This is a genomic window from Pseudaestuariivita sp. (assembly GCF_052825805.1).
In genome coordinates, this window is the sequence record NZ_JBRBVB010000015.1 from 247252 (window position 1) to 267830 (window position 20579).

The 20579-nt window shown below is 65.1% G+C and carries 18 protein-coding genes; 7 read left to right on the forward strand and 11 right to left on the reverse strand.

What is annotated here, in order from left to right:
* Positions 1 to 2: 2 nt before the first annotated feature.
* From ACU0B3_RS17225 to ACU0B3_RS17245, 5 genes are all read right to left on the reverse strand, one after another.
* A complete protein-coding gene (locus ACU0B3_RS17225; protein WP_446262114.1) occupies positions 3 to 1406 on the reverse strand; it encodes an aminotransferase in 1404 nt (467 codons plus the stop codon).
* A 13-nt stretch (positions 1407 to 1419) separates the two neighbouring features.
* Positions 1420 to 2523, reverse strand: coding sequence for an ABC transporter ATP-binding protein (locus ACU0B3_RS17230; protein ID WP_446262115.1), 1104 nt, complete (start codon positions 2521 to 2523; stop codon positions 1420 to 1422).
* Between the two features lie 6 nt (positions 2524 to 2529).
* Positions 2530 to 3363, reverse strand: coding sequence for a carbohydrate ABC transporter permease (locus tag ACU0B3_RS17235; protein WP_446262116.1), 834 nt, complete (start codon positions 3361 to 3363; stop codon positions 2530 to 2532).
* A complete protein-coding gene (locus ACU0B3_RS17240; RefSeq protein ID WP_446262117.1) occupies positions 3363 to 4262 on the reverse strand; it encodes a carbohydrate ABC transporter permease in 900 nt (299 codons plus the stop codon). The genes ACU0B3_RS17235 and ACU0B3_RS17240 overlap by 1 nt, the downstream gene beginning before the upstream one ends.
* A gap of 71 nt (positions 4263 to 4333) precedes the next feature.
* Positions 4334 to 5641, reverse strand: a complete 1308-nt coding sequence (locus ACU0B3_RS17245; protein ID WP_446262118.1) for an ABC transporter substrate-binding protein — start codon at positions 5639 to 5641, stop codon at positions 4334 to 4336.
* A gap of 197 nt (positions 5642 to 5838) precedes the next feature.
* Between ACU0B3_RS17245 and ACU0B3_RS17250 the strand changes: the two genes are divergently transcribed.
* Positions 5839 to 6693 carry an IclR family transcriptional regulator domain-containing protein gene (locus ACU0B3_RS17250; protein WP_446262119.1) on the forward strand — a complete coding sequence of 285 codons (855 nt, stop codon included), beginning with the start codon at positions 5839 to 5841 and terminating at the stop codon, positions 6691 to 6693.
* On the opposite strand, the gene ACU0B3_RS17255 is transcribed toward ACU0B3_RS17250, so the two are convergent.
* Genes ACU0B3_RS17255 through ACU0B3_RS17265 form a run of 3 tightly spaced genes read right to left on the reverse strand, consistent with a single transcriptional unit; the run spans position 6690 to position 10412 of the window.
* Positions 6690 to 7817 carry an NAD(P)/FAD-dependent oxidoreductase gene (locus ACU0B3_RS17255; protein ID WP_446262120.1) on the reverse strand — a complete coding sequence of 376 codons (1128 nt, stop codon included), beginning with the start codon at positions 7815 to 7817 and terminating at the stop codon, positions 6690 to 6692. The genes ACU0B3_RS17250 and ACU0B3_RS17255 overlap by 4 nt on opposite strands.
* Positions 7810 to 9468 carry an FAD-dependent oxidoreductase gene (locus ACU0B3_RS17260; protein WP_446262121.1) on the reverse strand — a complete coding sequence of 553 codons (1659 nt, stop codon included), beginning with the start codon at positions 9466 to 9468 and terminating at the stop codon, positions 7810 to 7812. Before ACU0B3_RS17260 ends, ACU0B3_RS17255 begins: the two co-directional genes overlap by 8 nt.
* A complete protein-coding gene (locus ACU0B3_RS17265; RefSeq protein WP_446262122.1) occupies positions 9465 to 10412 on the reverse strand; it encodes a 3-hydroxyacyl-CoA dehydrogenase NAD-binding domain-containing protein in 948 nt (315 codons plus the stop codon). Before ACU0B3_RS17265 ends, ACU0B3_RS17260 begins: the two co-directional genes overlap by 4 nt.
* Before the next feature lie 88 nt (positions 10413 to 10500).
* Between ACU0B3_RS17265 and ACU0B3_RS17270 the strand changes: the two genes are divergently transcribed.
* Entirely contained in the window at positions 10501 to 11262 is a 762-nt protein-coding gene (locus ACU0B3_RS17270; protein ID WP_446262123.1) for an SDR family NAD(P)-dependent oxidoreductase, read from the forward strand.
* Positions 11263 to 11274: 12 nt separating this feature from the next.
* Here the strand turns inward: ACU0B3_RS17270 and ACU0B3_RS17275 are convergent, their stop codons facing one another.
* From ACU0B3_RS17275 to ACU0B3_RS17285, 3 genes are read right to left on the reverse strand one after another with little or no spacing between them, the layout of a single operon-like run.
* On the reverse strand, positions 11275 to 12381 hold the full coding sequence (locus ACU0B3_RS17275) for an NADH:flavin oxidoreductase/NADH oxidase (RefSeq protein WP_446262124.1): 1107 nt from the start codon (positions 12379 to 12381) through the stop codon (positions 11275 to 11277).
* Positions 12378 to 13316, reverse strand: coding sequence for a dihydrodipicolinate synthase family protein (locus ACU0B3_RS17280; protein WP_446262125.1), 939 nt, complete (start codon positions 13314 to 13316; stop codon positions 12378 to 12380). Before ACU0B3_RS17280 ends, ACU0B3_RS17275 begins: the two co-directional genes overlap by 4 nt.
* Positions 13317 to 13339: 23 nt before the next feature.
* A complete protein-coding gene (locus ACU0B3_RS17285; RefSeq protein ID WP_446262126.1) occupies positions 13340 to 14173 on the reverse strand; it encodes a sugar phosphate isomerase/epimerase family protein in 834 nt (277 codons plus the stop codon).
* 101 nt (positions 14174 to 14274) lie between these two features.
* Between ACU0B3_RS17285 and ACU0B3_RS17290 the strand changes: the two genes are divergently transcribed.
* The 5 genes from ACU0B3_RS17290 (at position 14275) to ACU0B3_RS17310 (ending at position 20572) form a co-directional block, all read left to right on the forward strand.
* Positions 14275 to 15396 (forward strand): NAD(P)/FAD-dependent oxidoreductase, encoded by a 1122-nt coding sequence (locus ACU0B3_RS17290; RefSeq protein ID WP_446262127.1) that lies wholly within the window; start codon positions 14275 to 14277, stop codon positions 15394 to 15396.
* Between the two features lie 66 nt (positions 15397 to 15462).
* Positions 15463 to 16911: an NAD-dependent succinate-semialdehyde dehydrogenase gene (locus ACU0B3_RS17295; RefSeq protein WP_446262269.1), complete on the forward strand. Its 1449-nt coding sequence runs from the start codon at positions 15463 to 15465 to the stop codon at positions 16909 to 16911.
* A gap of 152 nt (positions 16912 to 17063) precedes the next feature.
* Positions 17064 to 18671 carry an ABC transporter substrate-binding protein gene (locus ACU0B3_RS17300; RefSeq protein ID WP_446262128.1) on the forward strand — a complete coding sequence of 536 codons (1608 nt, stop codon included), beginning with the start codon at positions 17064 to 17066 and terminating at the stop codon, positions 18669 to 18671.
* A 30-nt stretch (positions 18672 to 18701) separates the two neighbouring features.
* Complete coding sequence (locus ACU0B3_RS17305) at positions 18702 to 19679, forward strand: ABC transporter permease (protein WP_446262129.1); 978 nt, start codon at positions 18702 to 18704, stop codon at positions 19677 to 19679.
* Positions 19676 to 20572: an ABC transporter permease gene (locus ACU0B3_RS17310; RefSeq protein WP_446262130.1), complete on the forward strand. Its 897-nt coding sequence runs from the start codon at positions 19676 to 19678 to the stop codon at positions 20570 to 20572. The genes ACU0B3_RS17305 and ACU0B3_RS17310 overlap by 4 nt, the downstream gene beginning before the upstream one ends.
* The last annotated feature ends 7 nt before the right edge of the window (positions 20573 to 20579 follow it).

Consider the following 20579-nt stretch of genomic DNA (forward strand, 5'->3'; position numbering starts at 1 on the left):
CCTCAGGCTGGAATGGTGGAAAGGTGGCCCTCGGCCTTGAGCGCCGCGCAGATCTGATCGGCAGCGCGCCGGACCGTCGAAATCACAAGATCGATGTCTTCGTGGGTGACGACAAAAGGCGGTGAGAAGGAGACCGCGTCGCCATTGGGCAGCGCTCGCGAGATCACCCCGTCTTCGAGGGCGGCGCGCACGATGCGGGCGCCGACCGTCAGCTTTGGGTCGAATTTGCGCCACCCGTCGACGGTCGGCTGGGCGAACTCGACCGCGGCAACCAGCCCGCGTCCGCGCACTTCGGCTGCAATCGGCATGCCGTCGAACGCCTTCTTGAGCGTGTCGTTGAGGTAGGCACCCATCTCGCCGGCGCGGGCGACGAGGTTCTCCTCCTCGACGATGTCGAGGTTGGTCAGCGCCGCCGCCGCCATGACGGGATGCGCGGTGTAGGTGTATCCGTGGCCAAAGGCGCCGTATTTTGCCGCACCCGCGCCGGAGATCACCGACCAAATCCTGTCACTGACCAGCACGCCCGAGAGCGGCGCGTAGCCGGAGGTGATGCCCTTGGCGACCGACATCAGATCCGGCGCCATCTCCATCTTTTCGGCGCCAAACCATGTGCCGAGCCGGCCGAAGCCGCAGACCACCTCGTCTGCGATCAGCAGCACGTCATGGCGGTCGAGCACCTCACGGATTTTCGGGAAATAGCCCTTGGGTGGCACGATCACGCCGCCCGCACCCATGACCGGCTCTGCGATGAACGCGCCCACGGTCTCGGGCCCTTCCTCGACGATCAGGTCCTCGAGCTCCTGCGCCATACGCGTGGCGAAAGCGTCGTCGTCTTCATCCGGCAACCGGGTCCAGAGGCCGTGCGGCGCCGAGACGTGGCGGATCATCGGCAGCGGCAGGTCAAAGCCCGCGTGCAGGCTCGGCAGCCCGGTCAAACCGCCCGTCATCACGGTCACGCCGTGATAGCCGCGGTCGCGCGCGATGATCTTTTTCTTTTGCGGCATGTCGCGCGCATTGTTGTAGTACCAGACGATCTTGGCCTGCGTGTCGTTCGCATCGGACCCCGACGCGCCAAAGAACACCTTGCTGAAACCCGCCGGCGCCTTTTCGATCACGCGTTCCGCCAAAAGCGCCGCCGGTTCCGTCGCCATCGACGAAAAGCCGTGGAAATACGAGAGTTTGCGGGCCTGGTCGGCCATCGCGTCCGCAATCCGGTCGCGCCCGTACCCGACGTTCACGCACCAAAGGCCCGCCATCGCGTCAAAGTAGCGCTTGCCGGCGTCGTCGGTGATCCAGCAGCCTTCGGCGCTTTGCGCCATCATGGCAGCGCCGCTCTGTTCGTGGGCATGCGCCATGCTGAACGGGTGAAAGACGTATTTTCGGTCGAGATCCCTGATCTGTGCCATGTTCATCCCTTTCCTATCGCGACCGCAACGGGATCACCGGTGCCGCATCATCCTTGTTGAGCCTTGGGCCCTCCTCGCCGGGGGCAAAGAGGTGGATCGCGTCCGATTGGAAGCCGACGTTGACCGTTTGCCCCACATCCAGCCGCCGCCCTGCGTCGGTGCGGGCGAGAAGTCGCGTGCCGTCGGTCAGCTCCAGCGTGACGATCTGCTCGTGGCCGGTGTTCTCCACCAGGCGGATCTTGGCGGGCAGGCCGCCGTCGCCGATGTTCACGAACTCCGGCCGCACGCCGAGCGCGAGCTCGCCGGTCCCGAGATCGTCGGCAAAGCGGCTGCGGTCGATTGCGATGCTTTCGCCGGCCACGTGGAACTGGCCGCCGTCGAGATGCCCTTCGAGCTGGTTCATCGAAGGCGTGCCGATGAAGCTGGCGACAAAGCGGTTGGCCGGGCGGTTGTAGACCGCGTCCGGCGTGTCGAATTGTTGCAGCTTGCCGCCGTGCATCACGGCGATGCGGTTGGCCATCGTCATCGCCTCGAGCTGGTCGTGCGTGACGTAGACCATCGTCTTGCCCAGGCGGCGGTGCAGTTCGATCAGCTCGGCCCGCATGTAGCTGCGCAGCTTGGCATCGAGGTTCGACAGGGGCTCGTCGAGGAGAAACACCTTGGGCTCGCGCACGAGCGCGCGGCCGAGCGCGACGCGCTGCTGTTGGCCACCCGAAAGCTGCTTGGGCTTGCGATCGAGCAGCGGCTCGAGCTGCAACAGCTCCGCCGCCCGCTGCACCGCGACCTTGCGGTCCGCCGCGCTCACGCCGCGCTTCTTGAGCGGGTAGGCGATGTTTTCGGCCACGCTCATGTGCGGGTAGAGCGCGTAGGACTGGAACACCATGGCGATGTCGCGCTTGCCGGGGGCGACATCGTTCACGACGCGCCCGTCGATGGAGATGTCTCCCGAGGTGGGAAACTCCAGCCCGGCCAGCATCCGCAGGGTCGTGGACTTGCCGCAGCCGGATGGGCCGAGGAGCGCGACGAACTCGCCCGATCTGATTTCGATGTCCAGGTTCTCGAGCGCGACGAAGTCGCCGAACTGCTTGCGGACATTGGTGAGAGTGACGTCAGCCAAGGGGGATCATCCTTTCACGCCACCGGCGCCGAAGCCGCTGGTCAGATAGCTTTGCAGGAAGGCGAAGACGACGATGAGCGGCAGGCTCATCATCACGGAGGCCGCCATCAGGAGGGACCACTCGATGTTGAACGCCGAGATCAGCATCGACATCACGCCCGTCGTCAGGGGGGCGACGCTGTCGGAATTCACCAGCACCAGCGCATAGAGGTACTCGTTCCACGACAGGATGAAGGTAAAGAGCGCGGTCGAGATGATCCCCGGCAGGAGTTGCGGCAGGATGATGTCGCGGAACGCGCCCATCCGGGTCGCGCCGTCCACGAGCGCCGCCGACTCGAGGTCCTCCGGCACGCCCTCCATGAACGAGCGCAAGAGCCACAGCGCGTAGGGCAGCGCAAAGGTAGTGTGCGCCAGGATCAGGCTGACCAGCGTGTTCGAGAGGCCAATCCCAACCATCATCAGGTAAAGCGGGATGATGAGCACCACCGACGGCAGCAGGTAGGTGAAGAGCACCAGCATCGCCAGCGTCTCGCGCCCGCGGTACTTGAACCGGACGAGGCTGTAGGCACCAAGCGTGCCGAGCGCGACGACAAAGATCGTCGTGGAGGTCGCCAGCACCATCGAGTTGCGGAAGTAGGTCAGGAACGGCGTTTCCGTCAGGAGCCGCCAGTAGTGTTCGAACGTCACCGTCTCCGGGATCCAGGTGGGCGGGATGCGAAAGAGCTCGGATTGCGGTTTCACCGAGGTTATGATCATCCACAATAGCGGGAAGGCGATCAGCAGCACCAGCGTCCACGTGACGAGGTTCAGCATCAGGCTCTGCAGTCTGGAGTGTTGCATTATCCCTCGCGCCCCGTTTTGCGGATGTAGACCACCATGAAGACGAGCATCACCAGCATCATGCCGACCGAATAGGCGGCCGCCTGACCCATTTGGTTGAGGCCGAACGCCTCCTGATAGACCAGCAGCGAGAGCGTCTGGGTCGAGGTGACCGGACCGCCGCCCGTCAGCAGGTAGATCAAATCGAACTCCTTAAAGTCCCAGATCGCGCGCAGGAGGATGATGACGACGAGCACGTTGCGCAGCTGCGGCAGCGTCACATCCCAGAACCGCGCGATGGGACCGGCGCCGTCGATCTTGGCCGCCTCGTAAAGGTGCTCGGGGATCGTCTGCAGGCGCGCCAGCACGGCGATCACGACAAACGGAAAGTATTTCCACGCCCCGACGAGGATCACACCGATCATCGCATTCGGCATGGACCCGAGCCAGTCGAGCGGCATGTCGAGGATGCCAAGCTGCATCAACCCGTGGTTCAGGGCGCCGTAGAGGTCGTTAAAGAGCCAGCGCCACACGAGAACCGCGACGACGGTGGACAGGAAATAAGGAAAGAGCACGAGGCTGCGCGCGAGGCTGCGAAACCAGATGTTCTGGTGCAACAGCAGCGCCATGCCGACGCCGAACACGATCTGGAGCGACAACGTGCCGACCGTCCAGACCAGCGTGACCCAGAGCGAGTTCCAGAACTCCCTGCCGGTCAGCAGGTCGATGTAATTGGCCGCCCCGACGAAATTGCCTTCGAGCGTCGGCGTGTAGATCGAGAAGACGCTGAGGTAGATCGCGGCAAGCAGCGGGTAGACGATCACCAGCGAGAACACGAGGATGGTCGGTGCAATCAAGAGCACGCCAAGTCGCGCGTAGCTGCGCTCGAGGCGCGGCGTGTTGGTCAGGGTGGCAGCCATGGTGTCTTTCTTCGAAAGCGTGCGTGCGGGCGGCGATAGGGAGAATACGCCGCCCGCGATGAAAACGGCTTTTAACCGGCCATGATCTCTTCGATCCGGGCGGTGGTCTCGCCCAGGACCTGATCCACGTTTTCATCATTCAGGACGACGCGCTGCACAAGCTCTGCGATGACGCCCGAGTTCACGATCTCACCGGCCTTTGCATTCGGCTGGTGCTCGCGGCTTTCCCACCCGAGGTTAAAGCCGTTGGCCGCAGCTTCGGACATGATCCCGACCTCGGCCGAGTACTTCTCGATGATCTCGTTGGTCTGGTAGGCCGGATCGTTGCTGATTGTCTCGAGCACGGGCAGGACGTGGCCGGGCGCGGCGTGCAGCTGCTGGATGTAGCCTTCGGGATCGAAGAGGAACGCGGCAAACTGCTTGGTCGCTTCCATGTTCGGCGCCTGCTTGGGAATGAACACCGACGGGAAGTCGTTGAACGTCCACGGCGCGATGTCCTCGGATTTGGTCGGGTAGAGATCGCAGGTGATCTGATCGGCAATCGACGGGTTTTGATTGGCGACGTTGATCAGCACGCGTCCGGTATAAAGGCCGGTGGCGCAGGCGCCCGACACAAACGCGGTGAGGCTCTCGCCCCAGCTGTAGTTGGTGGCGCCCGGCGGGCAGAATTCGCGCATCGCCTTGTAGAACTCGAGCGCGTCGCGGGTCGCGTCCGAGTCGATGGCGACACTCAGATCAGGCGCAAAGACCTGGCCGCCGGCCTGGTGGATGACACCGATGAAGACAAGCGAGGTCATCGAGTTGCGGCCGTAGGGCAGGGGAGCGCCCCAGATGCCGCCGCCCTGCATCTTGCCGACGGCGTCGAGCAGCTCGTCCCAGGTGCGCGGGTTCTTGTCGATGCCGGCCTTCTCCATCAGGTCCTTGCGGAGCCAGATCATGTTGGCGGCCGAGTTGCCGATGCCGGTGCCTGCGTATTGACCAGGGTCGACCTCGTAGATGTCGTTGGCGCCGGGGTAGAACTTGTCCGGGCCGATCATGTCGATAACATCGTTGAACGGCTCGAGAAGGCCGTTGGTCCAGTAGGTCGACACGGCGAAGGACGGCAGGTGCGTGACCACGTTCGGCACGTCACCGCTCGCGAAGGCGGCTGCAAGCTGCGGGGCATACCCCTCGTCGGAGGTCTTCTCGAAGACGACTTTGACGTTCTCGTGCTGGGCTTCGAAGTTCGCGATCTGCGTGCGGTACGCGGCCAGCTGTTCCGGCGAGGATTGCGGCGACCACCAGCGAAGCGTGATCTGCTCCTGGGCGCGCAGGCGCATCGGCATCGCAGCTGTCGCACCCGCCGCAGCGAGACCCGCGAGCATCGTTCTGCGCGGCATGGCCGGTGTCTTGAATGGCTTTGAAGTCATGTGGCATCTCCGGTTCGCTGTGTTCGCATATCGAACATATGTTCGTAATATGATTTGACGAAAGCGAATTTGGCAAGCATTTTTTAGGCAGGACAGGGAAAAACCTCGGCCTTCCGATGAAACGCCGAAGGTGGTAATGCCCACTCACTGCAGGGAAAGTGATTAAAATGGCCAAATCTGCTTCGAAGGCGCGTGTGCCGGTGGCGACTGAAAACCGACTTGGCACGGTTGATCCCGAATCGACGCTCGAAGAGCAGGACAAGCTGTCGAGCCGCGATTTCGTCTCGTCCCTCTCCCGCGGGCTTGCGATCCTGAGCAGTTTCAGCCGGACGTCGCGCAAGATGACGCTGAGCGAGGTGGCCGCCGAAACTGACATGAGCCGCGCCACGGCCCGCCGCTTCCTTTTGACCCTCGTCAAGGAAGGCTATGTCGTCACCGACGGCAAGCTCTTCGATCTGACGCCGAAGGTGCTGGAGCTCGGCTTTTCGGTCCTCTCCAAGATCGGCATCTGGGACCGCGCCCGCCCCTTCATGGAGCGGCTGTCCGAGCAGACCGGCGAGAGCTGCACCGCCGCCATCCTCGATGGCATGGAGGTGGTCTACGTGGCTGGTGTGCAGGCGCACAACATCATCAGCGTCGGCATCTCCGTCGGCAGCCGGCAGTCGGCCTTTTACACGGCGAACGGGCGCGTGCTCCTGGCGGCACAGCCCGAGGATTACTGGGACGCGATCATCGCAAACGCGCGACTGGTGCCGCTGACGCAGCACAGCATGACCAACAAGGCCGAGTTCCGGCGCACCCTCGAGCAAGTCCGCGATCAGGGCTGGTCGCTGGTCGATCAGGAGCTGGAACTGGGCCTGCTGTCCCTTGCGATCCCGTTGCAATACCGCTCTGGCGTGACGGCGGGCGCGATCAACATCGCCGTGCCGACGATCCGCGCAACGCCCGAGATGATCATCGAGACATACCTTCCCAAGCTGCGCGAGACGGCGGAGCAAATCCAGCTGTCGCTGGCGCGCTAGGCGGCCCAGCGGGAGACCGCGTAGGGCGCCGGATCGGTCAGGGGATCAAAGCCCAGCGCCTGTGCCGCAGCACATTGCCCGACGATCGGTCCCAGCGTGTATCCGGCATCGCCCGGCAGCGCGAAATGAATGCGCGGGTGACGGTGCGACGGGCCAATCGTGGCCTTGCCGTCGACCGGCGTGTTGTACCCCGCCCAGGTGCGCAGGATGCGCAGGCCGCCGATACCGGGCGCGATCTTTGCGGCAAGCGCCACGTTGCCCATCAGGCTGCGCTGCAGGATTGTCGGCACCGCGTCGCCACTGCCCTCGCGCGCCGCCCAGCCGCCTCCGATCACAACTTGCCCGGAGCGGAACTGCTTGAGCGTGATCGGCCGTTCGGCATGCTGCACGAGGTGCCGGATCTGGTAGGCGCCCGCCTCGGTGATGTTCATGTGCAAGGGCTCGGGCGGGGTCGGGATCGGCAGGCCCAGGTCGCTGGCCAGACCGCCCGCCCCCCAGGCCGCGGCGATCACGATCTGGTCGGCACCGTAGCGCGCGCGCCCCACGGCGACGGCGCTGCCGTTGCCCATGTCAAAGCCCGTGATCCGGTCGTGCGCCTGCACCACGCCCAGCGCATCGAGCCGGGCCTGCATTTTGCGGTTGGCCACCAGCGGGTTGAGCTTGCCTTCGTTGTGGCAGATCTCGGCGCCGACGACGGTCTGGCCAAGGTACGGCGCGATCTCGAAAAGCGCGTCGCGGTCGAGGATGTCCACCGACAGACCCTTGCGCGCCTCGCGCTCGGCCTTTTGGCGCAGGAATGCCATCTGCTCGGGCGCGTCCGCCAGCATCAGGCCGCCCTCGCGGGTCAGCTCGACACCGCCCAGCTTGGCGTCGAGCGCCTCCCAGGCCGATACGGCCTGCAGGTACAGCGGCAGGGAGCTTTCGAGGTTGCCGGCGAGATGCGGGTTGAGGCGCAGGAAACGGCTCTGCATCTGCACGTGCAGGCTGCCGGCGTTGGCGTGCGATCCCGCGTTGCGTGAAAAGTCGACGATTCGCACCGAAGCGCCCTCTTCGGCGGCGGCCAAGGCGGCGCATTGCCCGGTGATCCCGCCGCCGATCACCAAAAGGTCGGTCCGGTCAGTCATCCGCGCCGTCTGCGTCCAGCAGCTTTTCCGCCGCCACGAGCGTGCCGATCCCCACAGGCTTGATCGGGATCCGCGGCGCAAAGAACGACAGGTCCTCGACATCCGCCCCGGTACGCCGCGCCATGTAGCCGGCCAGCGCCGGGGCGCAATACCGGCCCTGACAGCGCCCCATGCCGACCCGCGTCGCGCGTTTGACCGCACCGATGTCGGTGTGTCCATCCGACAAGGCCGCGTCGAGCGTGCCCTTGGTGATCTCCTCGCAGCGGCACACGATGGTGTCGGGGCCAAGCGTTTCGAGCTGGGCGGGCGCCGCGCTGTAAGTCGACCAGAGCGCGTCCTGAAAGGCGCGGTGCCGGCGCAGCTCGGCGCGGTCTGCGGCGCTCGCGCCCGTCCCGACAGCCGCTGCGCGCCCTGCGATCCGGCCCTCGACGGCTGCGGCAGGCGCACCGCCGAGGCCGCAGCAATCCCCGATGGCGTAGACCCCTTTGACCGAGGTCTCCATCTCTGCCGTGCGCGCGGGGCGCAGTTGGTCAAAGCGGGTGTCGAACGACATTTTCACGCCAAGGAGCCGCAGGATCTCGTTTTGCGGCTGGAAGCCGAAGTTCATGCAGACCGCATCCGCCTCGACCTCTGCGGCGCTGCCGTTTGCCTCGTAGGTGACGCGCAGGCTGTCGCCGTCTTGCGCGATGGATGTCGGGCGGCACGCGTGGCGCAAGGTGATGCCCTTGCGGCGCAGCCGTGCCAGCATTCCGATCCCCTTGAGCGTCAGACCGAAATCTGCCCGCGCCATCGCGAGCGCAGCGCCGGGAGCGCGCGACGGCGAGGGAGCCGCCTCGCCGAGCAGCACGACCTCGGCGCCGCCTTCGGCCAGTTCCAGCGCCACCTGCGCGGTCAGCGGGCCGTTGCCGAACAGTGCCACGCGGCGCCCGGGCAGGGTGCGGTAGCTGCGCCAAAGGGTCTGCGCTGCGCCAACTGTCATCACACCGGGCAACGTCCAGTTCGGCACCATCGCGGGGCGCTCGTAGGCCCCGGTTGCCACGATCACCTTTTGCGGCGTGATGGCGTAGACGGTGCCTGGATCGCTCGCCATGATCTCGGGTCCGTCGAAGGCGCCCCAGACCTCGGTCTGGGTGAGGAAATCGACGCCTGCGGCCCGCGCCTTGCGCACGAGGGCCTGCCCTTCGGATTGCTGTGCGTCCATTGGCGCGGCATCGGGCGCGGCGGATTGCTTGAAATACTGCCCGCCCGGCACCTTGCGCTCGTCGAGGAGGAGCACGTCAACACCGCTTTCGCGCGCGGCAATCGCTGCGTTGAGACCACCCGCGCCGCCGCCGATCACAAGCACGGACGGCGACAATCGCTGCGCCGTTTTCTCCTGCGCGGGCGGCACGGTCAGGCTGGGACGCGGGACCTGCGTCTCGACCTGCATCCCGTCACGGAGCGGCGTCATGCAGGCGCGCTGGTTCGGCGTGCCGTCGATGGTCACCAAGCAATCCTGGCAGACGCCCATGCCGCAAAAGATGCCGCGCGGCGCATCGCTGTCGCTGTGACGGAACACACGGTTGCCGGACCGGGTCAGCGCCGCCGCGACGGAGAGGTCCGGGGCCGCCGACTTGGGCGCGCCGTCAAAGGTGAAGTGCAGTTTGGTCATTCGTCAAATCCCTCTGCCAGGAGGCGGCGGCGGGCGGCCAAGAGGTCGGCCAGTGCCGTTTCACGCCACATACGTCGTTTCGGCAAGTCCTTTTCCGGCAGGATGGCGCGGCGCTCTGCCTCCACTTTGTCGACAAGGTCTGGTGACCAATGGGCCTGCGTCTCGCCGCGCGCGGCGCCGATGGCCGCATAGGCCGGGCCGAGCCGTTCGGCATGGCCGCGTATGCCGCCGGCGGTGTTGAGGTCGGCGGTCTCGAAAGGGCCTGACAGCGCCCAACGTGGACCGAGCCCGTCACGCACGAGCCGGTCGATGCCGTCGACGTCGACCACCCCTTCGTCGACCAGCCGATAAGCCTCGCGCAGGAGCGCGGATTGCAACCTGTTGAAGACAAACGCAGGGACCTCCTTGCCAAGCGCGACCGGCGCGAAGCCTGCGCGTCGAAAGAGGATGTCCGCGCGGGTCACAGTGTCCGGCGAGGTCCCGGGGGCGGGGACGAGCTCGATCACGCGGATCAGGCTTGGCGGGTTGCCCGGATGTGCCACGAGGCAGCGCGCCTGATCGGCGGGCTCGGGCAGGATCTCGGACATCGGAATGGCCGATGAGGCGGTTGTCAGGATCGTGTCGGGGCCGAGGCGCTTGAGCATCTCCTGGAACACTGCCGCCTTGAGCTCGAGCCGCTCGGGCCCGGCCTCGATCGCGAGGTCAAAGTGGCTGGCTTCGGGGATGGCGTCCACGAGGTCGAGTGCGCCAGGCGTCTCTGCCTCGCTGTAGCTGGCGCGGCGCAAGCTGCGCGTATGGCGGGAGACGCTGTCTGCCGCGGCCTCGCGCGCGCCGAGTGAGGTGTCGCAGAGGGTCACGGACCAGCCTGCTGCGCGGAATGCGGCGGCAAAGGCGGTGCCGATGGCCCCGGCACCCAAAAGGAAGACACGCGGAGGAAGACTCATATTGCCCGATCTGAAGTTGTTCGATATGTGAACAAATGTGCGAAAATGACGATTGCGTCAACGCATGTCAGTCAAAAGGACCAGAAAAATGCTGGATGGAAAGACCGTTCTTGTCACCGGAGCCTCTAAGGGGATCGGCCAGTCCATCGCGCGCGAGGCGGCTCGGCAGGGCGCGCGCGTCGTTGCCCACTACGGGCGCGACCGTGCCGGCGCGGAGGAGGCGATGTCCGGTGTCCCGGCAGACCGCGCGGTCCTTCTGCAGGCGGACCTATCAGCACGGGACGGGGCGGACCAACTGTTCGCCTCGGCGCTCGCAGAGGTCGGACGGATCGACGGCGTGGTCAACAACGCCGCCGTGATGCGCTTTGACGGCGGGATCGACGATGGCGATGACGCCTGGGACGCCGTGTGGGACGAGACCTTTCAGGTCAACGTGCATTCCGCGGCGCGTCTTTTGCGCGCCTCCGTCCGGCACTTTCGCGAGGTGGGGGGCGGTGACATCGTCGGGATCTCGAGCTGGGCGGCGCAAAAGGGTGTCACAAATCCCCGCACGATTGCCTACGCGGCCTCCAAGGCGGCGTTCAAGGCTGCGCTGCAGACCGTCGCGACGGGCTATGCGCGGGACGGGATCCGCACATACATCATCGCGCCGGGTGTCGTGGACACGCAGATGTCGCGCGACTTTGCCGAGTCGCAGGGCGGTCGCCACGTGGTCGAGGATCGCCTGGTGATGGGAGAATTCGTGCCGCCGTCGGACATCGCCAAGCTGACGGCGTTCTGTCTCAGCGGCGGGTGTCGCCATCTGTCGGGCGCGACGCTGGATGTGAACGGGGCCAGCTACGTGCGCTGACCCCGTGTGCGCTCAGGCCGCGATCCGCAAGTAGAAGGCATAGAGTTTGGGCAGGATCGACGGCGGGTTCGGGTGACCGAGGGCCTGTGCCGCCCGATAGGGCCACGCGGGCTCACGCAGGAACTGGCGCGCCATGGCGACCATGTCGGCCTTTCCCTCGGCGATGATGCCGTTGGCAAGCTCCGGCTCGGTGATCATGCCGACGGCCATGGTGGGCAGGCCGGTCTCGGACTTGATCCGGTCGGCGTAAGGCACCTGGAAGCCGGGCCCGGTCTTCATCTGGGCAAGTCGCATCCCGGCCGGGATGCCGCCCCCGGAGGCGTCCATCAGGTCGACGCCGGCCTCCTTGAGCGCGCGCGCCAACGCAACCGTGTCATCGAGCGTCAGGCCGCCGCCCTCGCCGTCCACACAGGACGCGCGGTAGAGCACCGGCACATCGTCCGGGACTGCCGCGCGTACCGCCCGGGCCACTTCGAGCGGCAAGCGCATCCGGTTTTCCACCGGTCCGCCATAGGCGTCCTCGCGGCGGTTCGACCAGGGGGACATGAAGCTGTGCAGCAAGTAGCCGTGGGCGCCGTGGATTTGCACGCCGTCGAACCCGGCGGCCAGCGCCCGCTTGGCGGCGGTCGCGAAATCCTCGGCGATGCCGGCCATTTCGTGCAGCTCGAGGGCGCGGGGCGTGTGCCAGCCCTCGCGGGCCGGGATTGCCGATGGGGCCACGGTCTCCCAGGGCTTCTCGTCGCTGGCCGGGTCCAGCGGACCGCCGCCGTCCCAGGGGCGCATGGTCGACCCCTTTGGCCCGGCGTGGTTGATCTGCATGAAGATCGGGATGCCCTGCTTGCGGTAGAGCGCGGTGATCGGCTTCCACGCCTCGACCTGGCTGTCGGTGTAGATGCCGGTGCAGCCGGGACTGATCCGGCCATCCGCGGTGATCCCGGTCGCCTCGGTGATCGCGCAGCCGAGGCCCGAGGTGGCATACCGCCCGTGGTGGGCCACATGCCAGTCGTTCGGATGCCCGTCATCGGCGAGGTACTGGCACATCGGCGCCAGCGTGATCCGGTTGGGACAGGTCACGCCGCGCAGGGTGAACGGAGTGAAGAGGGGGGGCAGTTCGCTCATGCGGCCTTGCTTTCCAGATCGTCCATAAGGGTGTCGAGGTCGGCCATGATGCGCTTGAGCTTGGCGGCGCGCGTGCGGCCTTCCTCGCCGAGAGACGCAAATTGCGTCAGCGGCGGGCGCACGTCCCCGACGGGGCAGCCGGCTTCGGCGGCCAGCGCCTTGGAATAGCACTGATGACCATAGGTCGGGTGACCCTCGGCGATCGTGTGTTCGATGATCGTGATGTGCCGCTGGATGGCCTTGGCGTCTTCGATCCGGCCCGCGACGAGCAGGTCCCAGATGCCGGTCGAGGCGCGCGGGATGTAGTTGCCGAAGGGGTTCACGTAGCCGACTGCGCCGAGCAGGAACGACTCGACGATGCGCTCCCCGGCAAAGACGTTCATCACGCCCTCGGTCTCCTCGATGATGTCGTAGACACGGGCCACGTCCATCGAGGCTTCCTTGATGTAGCGCACCGTGTCGAACGCGCGGGTCAGGCGCCCGACCAGCTTGGCCGACATGTCGACATTCGACGTGACCGGGTTGTTGTAGAGCATGATCGGCAGATCGCAGGTCTTGGTGATCAGGTCGTAATAGCCGACGATCTCGTCATCGGTGGGAGCATAGTAGTAGGGCGGGATGATCATCAGACCGTCCGCACCCGCCGCCTCGGCCTCGCGCGCATAGCGGGCGGCGTTGACGCTGTAGGCGTTGGACGCCCCGACCCAGACGTCGATCCGGCCGTTCACATGTGCCACCGTGTCCTCGACAAAGGCGGCGCGTTCGGCGTCCGACACGGTCAGGAATTCGCCGGTGGTGCCGAGGATGATGACCCCCGGAACGCCCTGCGAGATCTGCCAGTCGATGAGGCGCCTGTTGGCCTCGAGGTCGATGGCGCTTCCATCGGCGGTGAAAGGGGTCACGTTGACGGAGTGACTGCCGCGAAACTGTTTCATGGGGATGTCCTTCGTGTCGGCCTTCAGAGGGCCGCCCAGCCGTGCTGGGCCAGAATGTCGTGGCTGGCGCGGATGTCGCCATCGGGGTCGGTGCCGGGCAGGTTGGCGTCTGAGATCATCTCGAGCACGGTGAGCTTGTCGTACCCGATGTCTTTGAGCGCCTTCGCGACCGGCGCGGGATCGACGATGCCGGTGCCGAGGCGTTCATGCTTGAAGACATCGGCCGGGCTGTCGGAGATGTGCACGTTTTCGCACAGATCACCCAGGAGGCGGATCGCGTCGCCCGCGTCCTCCTCGATATAGAGGCCGTTGCAAACATCGTAATTCACGCCGATGTCCCCGATCATGCCGCAGAGGTCGACCATGTCCTGCACCGACGGGCGGTGCGTGAACGGCACGTTTTCAAGCAGGATGCGCACGCCGGTGCCTTTGGCATGGGCGACGACCTGTTTGGCGGACTCCACGAACCAGTCGTCGAGCCACTCCTTCGGGGGATCGATCAGCCCGCCGTAGACGCCGGGGATCATCACAACGTAGGGGCAATCCAGCTCGGCGGCGAAATCGATCGCCTCGTAATAGCGGTCGAGCGTGTACTGCCGCATGTGCGGATCAGGCGAGTTCGGATTGTTGTCGATCAGCGGATAACAGAACGACGTGATCTTTGCGCCCTCGCCGTCCAGCCAGGACTTGTACGCCTTGCGCTCGTCCGCAGAGAGCAGCGACGGCCAGCAATGCGGCGGGAAGATCATGAGCTCGAAAGCCTTGTACCCCATCCCGTGCAGATGCTTGAGCGACTCAAGACCGGTCGAGGAATAGAGGTGGGGGAAGGTACTGACGGCCACTTGCAGTTGCGACATTGGCGAAAAACTCCTGATGCGTCGGTTGCGCAGGCTGTTCATCATGCGCACAAAAGTTAGTATAGCGAACATGTCGCGCGACTCAACGGGGTTTTCAAGCCATGCCGCAGTATGATCTGGCCATCATCGGGGGCGGCCTCGCCGGCGCGGCGACTGCCTATTACGCGTGCAAGCGCGGCGCGTCGGTGCTGCTGCTCGAGCGGCGGGACCTGAACCTTGGCGCCTCTGGATCGAACGCCGGCTCGATCCACGCGCAGATCCCGTTTGATCCATTTAGCAACCTCGGACCCGAATGGGCGCGGCGCTACGCGGCGACGCTGCCGCTCTTTCAGGCGTCGATCCGCCAGTGGGGCGGGCTCGAGGATGAGTTGCAGGGACACCTTGGTTTGTCCGCGAAAGGCGGGCTGATGGTGGCTGCGACCGAGGGCGATTGCGCTGCCCTGCGCGCCAAGGTCGAGATCGAGCGCGCCGCGGGTCTGGACGTGGACCTGTGGGACAAGGACGCGCTGGACCGCAAGGCTCCGTTTCTCGCCAGCGGCATGAAGCTCGGCGCCTTTTGCGGTATCGAAGGCAAGGCCGATCCATTCGCAGTCGCCCCGCTTTACGCGAAACGCGCGATCGCGCTGGGCCTCGATTTGCGCCGCAACGCCGACGTCGTTGCCATTTCAGCAGGGCAGGACGGGTTTACACTCAAGGCGTCACAGGCCGATTTCACCGCGCGGCGCGTCGTCAACGCGGCGGGCGCGGATGCCGCGCGCGTGGCGGCCATGGCGGGCATCCACGTCGAGATCGAAGCGCACGCGATCCAGGTCTCGGTCACGGAAAAGCGGCCTCAGACACTGCCTTACCTGCTGTATTTCACCGGAGAGAAGCTGACGCTGAAGCAATCTGCCGAAGGCGGCTTTCTGATCGGAGGCGGGTGGCCGGCGCGGCTCAAAGGGTACCCGGTCGTCGATCAGCGCTCGATGATTCGCAACCTGAGCATCGCGCAAGAGGTTGTGCCGGCGCTCCACGGCGTCGACATCGTGCGCAGCTGGGCGGCGATGGTCAACGGCACGGCGGACTGGCGTCCAATCCTCGGGGAGGCGCCGGAGGTGCCCGGTTTCTACCTCAACCTCTTTCCCTGGATGGGTTTCACGGCGGCGCCAGCGGTGTCCGAGGCGATTGCGGCCCTGGCGTTGGGCGAGACGCCTGCCGTCGATCTGCGCGGGTTCGGGCTTTGACGCGCTTTGCGTATTGCCGAAATTCCAAGTGTTCGATATACGAACAATAGTTCGCATATGGAGAGCATGATGAGCTTTGCCGAGTTCCAGATGGACGCAAACCTGATCGACGGTGCGTGGGTGCAGTCCGATGACGGGGCCCGGATCGACGTCACCGACCCGTCGAGCGGCAAGGTCATCGGGACCGTTCCGAACTCCGGTAATGACGAGACGGCGCGCGCGATCGCTGCGGCGGAAAAGGCGTTTCCAGGCTTCGCGGGACTGACTGTGACCGAGCGCGCGGACCTGCTGCGCAACCTTCACCGCGAGATCACCCAAAACGTCGACGCGCTTGCTGCCCTCCTGACCGCGGAGCAGGGCAAACCGCTCGCCGAGGCGCGTGGGGAGGTGATGTCGTCGGCGGCTTACGTGCTGTGGTTTGCCGAGGAGGCGCGCCGCGCCGGCGGCGAGGTCATCCCGTCGCCCTGGCCTAACCGAAAGCTGCTCACCACGCGCCACCCCATCGGCGTGGTTGCGGCGATCACGCCCTGGAATTTCCCGTCGTCCATGCTCGCCCGCAAGCTCGGCCCCGCGCTCGCAGCGGGGTGCACGGCGGTGGTCAAGCCGGCGACGGCCACACCATATAGCGGGCTTGTCTGGGGCCTCCTGGCCGAACGGGCCGGCTTTCCGCCTGGCGTCGTGAACATCGTGACCGGCTCGGCGCGCAAGATTGGGGGCGAAATCCTGCGCAACCCGGCCGTGCGCAAGCTGACCTTCACCGGGTCCACGGAAATCGGCAAGGAGCTGATCCGCGGCTCTGCCGACACCGTCAAGAAAGTCTCGATGGAGCTCGGTGGCAACGCGCCCTTTGTCGTCTTCGACGATGCCGACCTAGACCGCGCGGTGGACGGGGCGATGATCGCCAAGTTCCGCAATGCAGGTCAGACCTGCATCTGCTCGAACCGCGTGTTCGTGCAGGCAGGTATCTACGATGCCTTCGTCGCGCGGTTCGCCGAGCGCGCCGCGGCGCTCAAGGTGGCCCCCGGTGGCGAGGAGGGGTCCGAGCAGGGCCCGATGATTGACGCAGAGGCCATCGAGAAGACCGAAGAGCTGATCGCGGACGCGGTGTCCAACGGCGGCACGGTTCTGACGGGAGGCAAGCGTCACGCGCTGGGCGGTTTGTTCTTTGAGCCCACGGTCGTATCGAACGCGACCTCCGACATGCGGGTCACGCGCGAGGAGATCTTTGGACCGGTTGCGCCGGTCTACCGTTTCGAGACCGAGGCGGACGCAATCCGCATGGCCAACGACACGGAATACGGGCTCGCCGCTTACGCTTACACGCGCGACCTCGGTCGGGCGTTCCGACTGCAGGATCAGCTCGACTACGGCCTGATCGGAATCAACGAGGTGCTCATCGTCACACCCGAGGTGCCATTCGGCGGATTGAAGGAATCCGGGCTCGGCAAGGAGGGCAGCTGGCAGGGTCTCGATGACTATCTGGAGACAAAATACACCTGCATCGGCGGAATTTGATGTTTTGTTATGCGAACAGGAGTTCGCATAACAAAATTTGTTAGACAGATGGCGGAATCAAAATTAAAAAAGTTTTACTGCCACAATAAAAAGATGGGCGCCGTGCCACGATCGTTTCGGCGCCCGTCCCCTCCAACAAGAAGGACGCTCTCATGAAACTCTGGAAGCCCGGGCTGCTCTGCGCCGCACTTCTGGCGGCGGTGCCTGCCGTCGCACAGGAGGTGCTGACCATCGGGGTCCGCTCCGAAGCAAGCTCGCTTGACCCGCACTGGACGCAGCTGTCTGCGGACGTGCAGGTTCAGGAACACATCTTTGAAAAGCTTGTCGCGCTCGATTCGGCGTCTCAGCCCATTCCCGGCCTTGCCACGTCCTGGCAGCCGCTGGACGAGACCACGTGGGAGTTCAAACTGCGCGAAGGGGTGCAGTGGCACGATGGAGAGGCGTTCAACGCCGACGACGTGATCTTTACCTTCGACCGGCTGCGCGGTGGCATCTCCGGGGCACCGGCCTCGCCTGCCTTCCAGCTCGAAAAAGGGTCCAAGCAGTGGACCAAGGTGGACGATTTCACCGTGCACATCACGACCGACGGTCCGTATCCGACGGTGGCCGAAGACCTCGCGATGCTGCCGATCGTTGCCGAGCACGCGGCGCGCGGCGTCACGGAATCGGTTGATTTCAACAGCGGTCAGGCCGCCATCGGCACCGGTCCCTTCATGTTCGAGGAATACAGCCCCGGCAGCCGCGTGACGGTCACGAAGAACCCCAACTGGTGGGGCGGCGAGGTCGAGTGGGACCAGGTCGTGTTCCGCCCGATCACGCAGGACGCTTCCCGGCTGGCCGCGCTCCTGAACCGCGACGTCGACATGATCGACTACCCGCCCACCATCGACCTGCCGCAGCTGCAGGAGGACCCGGACTTTACCGTGTCCACGATCCCCTCGGACCGTCTCATCTACCTGATGCCTGGCTATAAGCACGTCGAGCGTTTCATCACCGACAACGACGGCAACGTCATGGTTCCGAACCCGCTGCGCGACTGGCGTGTGCGCAAGGCGCTGAGCCTTGCTGTAAACCGTGAAGCGATCCGCGACCGCGTCATGGGCGGCGCCTCCCTGCCGGCCAAGAACATCGTGCCGCCGGGCTTTTTCGGTTACGTCGAAGGTCTCGAAGCCGATCCCTATGATCCCGAACAGGCGCAGGCGCTGCTTGCCGAGGCGGGCTATGGCGATGGCTTCCGCATCACGCTGCACGGTCCGAACGACCGCTACATCAACGATGCGCGCATCCTCGAGGCGGTTGCCCAGATGTGGAGCCGTGTGGGTGTGACCACCGAGGTCGATGCCATGCCGCGCAACGTCTTCTTCTCGCGGCTGATCCGCGGTGACGAGCTGTCGATGCCGGGCTTTGACGTGCCAGAGTTTTCGATGTCGATGACCGGCTGGGGCACCGTGGCCGGTGAGGCGACCTACACCGTGTCCGGCACGCTCGAAACCTACAACGCGGCGACCGGCGGCGGGAACGGCAACTTTGGCCGCTACTCGAACCCGGAGATCGACGCGCGGTCGGTTCTGGCCAAGCGCACCATCGACCCGGAAACCCGCCGCGGCATCCTCCAGGAGGCCATCACGATCGGCATGGACGACTACGCCTATATCCCGATCCACTTCCAGGTGAACAATTGGGCGATGACCTCCGATCTGGAGCACCAGCCGCGCACCAACGAGCGTACGCTCGCGATCGAAGTGTCGCGCGTCGACTAAGCGCCACCCCCAGGACGAGGCGAAGACCCGATGGCTGAATTCATCATCAAACGTGTGTTGCAGGCGCTCCTTGTACTGCTTGTGATGACGGTGCTGGTGTTCTTCGGTGTCAATGTGATCGGCAATCCGGTCTACATCTTCGCCTCGTCCGAATGCGACCAGGCCTGCCTGACCCTGATCATCGAGGATCTGGGTCTCGACCGGCCGGTCTGGGAGCAATACCTCGTCTTTCTCGGCAACCTCGTTCAGGGCGACATGGGCAATTCGTTCACCCATGGCATCCCCGCCCTGACGCTGATCTTCGAGCGCTTGCCCGCGACGCTGGAGCTGGCCTTTGCCGCGCTCGTGATCGCGCTGGTGGTCGGGTTGCCGCTGGGGATGCGCGCGGGCCTTAAGCCCGACGCGTTCTCCAGCCGCTGCATCATGGCCTTTTCCATGATCGGGTTCTCGCTGCCGGTGTTCTGGATCGGCCTCATCATGATCCTCGTCTTTTCAGTTCAGCTGGGCTGGATGCCCTCCATCGGGCGCGGGGACACGGTCGAGGTCTTTGGCGCCGAGCTGAGCTTTCTTACGCTGGACGGGCTGCATCACCTCGCCATGCCCGCCTTCACGCTTTCGCTGATCATGATGGCGATGGTCATCCGTCTGACCCGCGCCGGTATGCGCGAGGTGCTGTTTGCCGATTACATCAAGTTCGCCCGAGCCAATGGCATCCGCGAGCGGCGCATCCTGTCGGCGCATGTGATGAAGAACATCCTCATTCCCATCGTCACCGTGCTGGGGATGGAGTTCGGCGGGGTGATCGCCTTTGCGGTGGTGGTCGAGTCGATCTTTAGCTGGCCCGGTGTCGGCAAGATGCTGATCGACGCGATCGGCGTTCTCGACCGGCCGTTGATCGTCGCCTACCTGATTTTCGTCGTGTTCATGTTCGTGGTGCTGAACCTCGTCGTGGACATTCTCTACTCCATCCTCGATCCGCGGGTGCGGCTGGGAGATGGCCAGTCATGAGTGCGACGACAACCTCTGCGCCGATCGTCGCCGGCTCGCCGCGCGATCTGGCCAAACGCTTCCTCTCGGTTCCCAGCGCCGTCGTTGCGCTCGCGGTGTTCCTCGGGTTTTGCATCCTTGGGTTCGGGGCGCCGCTGATCGCACCGCAGAACCCCTATGACTTGCGTCAGATCGACATCCTTGACAGCCTTCTGCCGCCCGGCAGCGAGAGCTTTGGCGGCATGAGGTACTGGCTGGGCACCGACGGGCAGGGCCGCGACATGCTAAGCGCGATGCTCTATGGCATCCGCATCTCGTTGATCGTCGGCCTGCTGTCCGGCTTTCTGGCGCTGGTTGTCGGCACGATTGTCGGCCTGATCGCCGCCTACCGGCGCGGCTGGGTCGACACGGTGCTCATGCGCATCGTCGATTTGCAGCTGAGCTTTCCGACGATCCTCGTCGCGCTCATCCTTCTCGTGATCCTCGGACGCGGCGTCGACAAGATCATCTTTGCGCTGGTGGTCGTGCAGTGGGCCTACTTTGCCCGCACGGTGCGCGGTGTCGCGCTTGTCGAGGGTGCGCGTGAATACGTGGATGCCGCGCGCGGGCTGAGGCTGGGCGGGCTACGCATCCTTCTGGGACACATCCTGCCCAATTGCCTGCCGACGATGCTGGTCGTGGCGACCATGCAGATGGCGATGGCCATCTCGCTGGAGGCGACGCTGTCGTTTCTCGGGCTCGGCCTGCCGCCGACGCGGCCGTCGCTGGGTCTGCTGATCGCCAACGGTTTCGACTACCTGCAGTCGGGCCGGTACTGGATCAGCGTCCTGCCGGGGCTTGTCCTTCTGGCGATCATCATCAGCGCCAACGTGCTCGGCGACCGCCTGCGCGATGTCCTCAATCCGCGGCTGTGAAGGAGCA